The organism is Dietzia sp. NPDC055343, from assembly GCF_053645265.1.
The window spans coordinates 1-2,621 of sequence record NZ_JBSHMJ010000105.1 but is presented as its reverse complement, the minus strand read 5'-3'; the positions used below and the strand labels follow the sequence as shown (position 1 = coordinate 2,621).

3 protein-coding genes are annotated in these 2,621 nt (G+C 67.9%); all 3 read right to left on the bottom strand.

Annotated features, from left to right (window positions below):
* Nucleotides 1–1,155, bottom strand: a 1,155-nt coding sequence (locus ACWIE7_RS18730) for a serine hydrolase domain-containing protein (RefSeq protein ID WP_454070267.1), incomplete at its 3' end; no start/stop codon positions are given.
* Between the two features lie 126 nt (nt 1,156–1,281).
* Nucleotides 1,282–2,271: a helix-turn-helix domain-containing protein gene (locus ACWIE7_RS18725; protein ID WP_454070266.1), complete on the bottom strand. Its 990-nt coding sequence runs from the start codon at nt 2,269–2,271 to the stop codon at nt 1,282–1,284.
* 66 nt (nt 2,272–2,337) lie between these two features.
* On the bottom strand, nt 2,338–2,621 hold a 284-nt coding region (locus tag ACWIE7_RS18720; protein WP_454070265.1), incomplete at its 5' end, for a zinc-binding dehydrogenase.

The window sequence follows — 2,621 nt, the reverse complement described above, 5'->3', positions numbered from 1 at the left end:
CTCGAACTCGAGGAAGTTGTCGACGGCGGCCGGGTCCATGAACGGCAGGACCTGGCTGCCCCAGATTCCGGCGACGCCGGCCTCGCGGTCGATCCAGTAGTAGAGGTTCGCCAGCCCGGCCCAGGACAGGGACCCCGCGCTGCGGCCGGTGGGTGCTTCCTCGTCGTTGACCATGAACGAGTACGCCCACGACTTGCTCTGCCCCGGGAAGAACTCCGCGTCGTGCGAAAGCGCGGGTATCGAGGTCTTTATTGCGGAGACCTTCAGGTCGCCAAGTCCGTTCACCGCCGCGGCAGCCACCGTGGCTGGCTGCAGAACCCTGCCGTGCTCTCCGTCGCCGTCGCGGAGCCACATCCGGAGGAACCGGGTGTAGTCCGGCATTGTCGAGTACAGGCCGTGCCCACCCATGTGGAGTTCTGGGTCCTGGGGGAGCACCAGTCCGTTCGGGGCCAGGGCGCCCTCGGTACGCTGGTGGACGGCGGCTAGTCGTCCTGCCATCGACGGCGTCATGGTGAAGGCGGTGTCGTTCATCCCCAGCGGGGTGAAGATTCTCTCGGCCATGACCTCGCCCAATCGCTTGCCCCGCACGGCCTCCACCACCAGGCCCGCCCAGTCGATGTTGGTGCCGTAGTTGAATCGTGTGCCGGGCTCGAACAGCAACGGCGACATCAGCGAGTCCTTGGTGGCGCCGATGATGTCGGGCTGGCCGGTCTCGGCGAGCAATCCGGCGTAGAGGTCGGAGAAGAACGAGTAGCCGAGGCCGGCTGTGTGCAGGAGCAGCATCCGGGTGGTGACGGGCGTGAACGGAGCGCGCAGGACGGGCGCGCCGTTCGAATCGACTCCCTCGGCGACCTGTAAATCCGCGATCTCCGGTACGTACTCGGAGGCCGGCGTGTCCAGATCGACCAGACCCTCCTCGACGCACTGCAGGACCGCGGTCGAAGTGACGGCTTTAGTGGTGGAGAACATGCAGAAGACCGTGTCTGTCGACATCGGTGCCTCGTCTGCGGTCGAGCGCAACCCCGACGCGCCTTCGTAGATGGTGCCGTCGGCCCGCGTGACGCTGGCGACGACTCCGGGGATACGCGCCTCCGGGACCGCGGCGGTCGTGGTGCGGTTCAGAATGCCATCGAGTCGGGTGTTCAGGGCGGTCATCGGACAACCTCCGGGTTCGGGGCCGCGGTGCGGCCGGGGGCCCGCGGGGAGCGGGTCGGGAGGATCGTCACCCGTCGGCTCGACAGCTGACGTCGCGGATCGGAACCGGATGTCCGGAGTCGGCACTCAGATGTGCGAGGAGCTTCTCAGGGTCTGTGACGGGTTCTCGCCGAATCGGCGGCGGTAGGAGGCGGCGAAGGAACCGAGGTTGACGTAGCCCCAGGCGTGTGCGGCAGAGGCGACCGAAGCGGCTCCGCCGGCCAGTTCGCGGCGCACTCCGTGGAGCCGGCGTTCGTTGAGATAGGCCCGCGGGGAGATTCCCACGTACTTGGCGAAACCGCCGCTCAGGGCGCGGGCGCTGACCCCGGCCGCCGCAGCGATCTCGGAAACGGTGGGCAGGTCATGGGCGTGGGCATCGATGTAGTGCACGGCTGTCCGGATGTATCCGGGGGCCGGAACGGAACGCGGCGACGACAGGTCGAGGCCGACCCCGCGTGACCAGTCGCCCAGCAGTTGGGCGACCAGCATCTCCTCGAGGTGGCGACCTGCCGGCCCTGACGCGACCACCGCGGGATCCACCGCGGCGGTCCGGGACGTGTAGTCGAGAAGGCTCAGCCACGGACTGCCGGGGCCGCCCACGACGGCCGGCCGGGACCACAGCCGACTGTCGGGAGCTGTGCCGTACCACCGGAGAGACAGGTCGGTGAGGAGACGCTGGGGGATGGTCAGGTTGAGCTGTAGGTGTTCGGTGTCCGCCTCCAGTCGGTAGGGCGAGTGCGCACAATCCACGACATAGGTCTGGCCGCCTGCCAGTTCCGTGCTGTCACGCAGGCCCGCGTGTCGGGTGTTCCCGTCGACGGTGGTGAGTACGAGAATGTTGCCCGAGTCCACTGCGAAGCCGTCCAGGTCGACGTGGATACCGTAGGTGAAGTGCGTCATGGTCACATCGCCGATGGCAACCGAGTACATTGACGACGACGGGGTGATCCGCCTCCCGTGCGGACGGACATCGAAGCTCATGTACTTGTCGTCGGTCCAGGCGCGGATCATGTCCCAGTCTCTGGCTCCCGGCCGGTTCCGGCAGGAGGCCGGCCGGGGATCGAACTCGGCTGTCATGCGGTCACGCTACGTCCCCGGGGTTCCGGGCGAGTCCAGATCGCGTAGCGGGGGTCGGGGAGTCGATCAGGTCCGAGATAACCGCAGCAGGCCGGCGGAGGCCACGGTCAGCAGTATCTTGCCGTGTGACTCGCCGGACTCCAGAAGGGTGAGCGCCTCGGCGGCTCGCTCCAGCGGGATCTCGCGTGAGACGCGGGTGGTCACATCGCCGGCGGTCACCAGCGGCCAGACGTGTTCCACGACCTCCATGCAGATGCCGGTCTTCCCTCCGGGCCCGTCCACCGGGCGGGCCCGGAGGTTCGTCGCCATGATCCCGGCGCGCTTGGGCAGTAATCCGCCCAGGTTGAGCT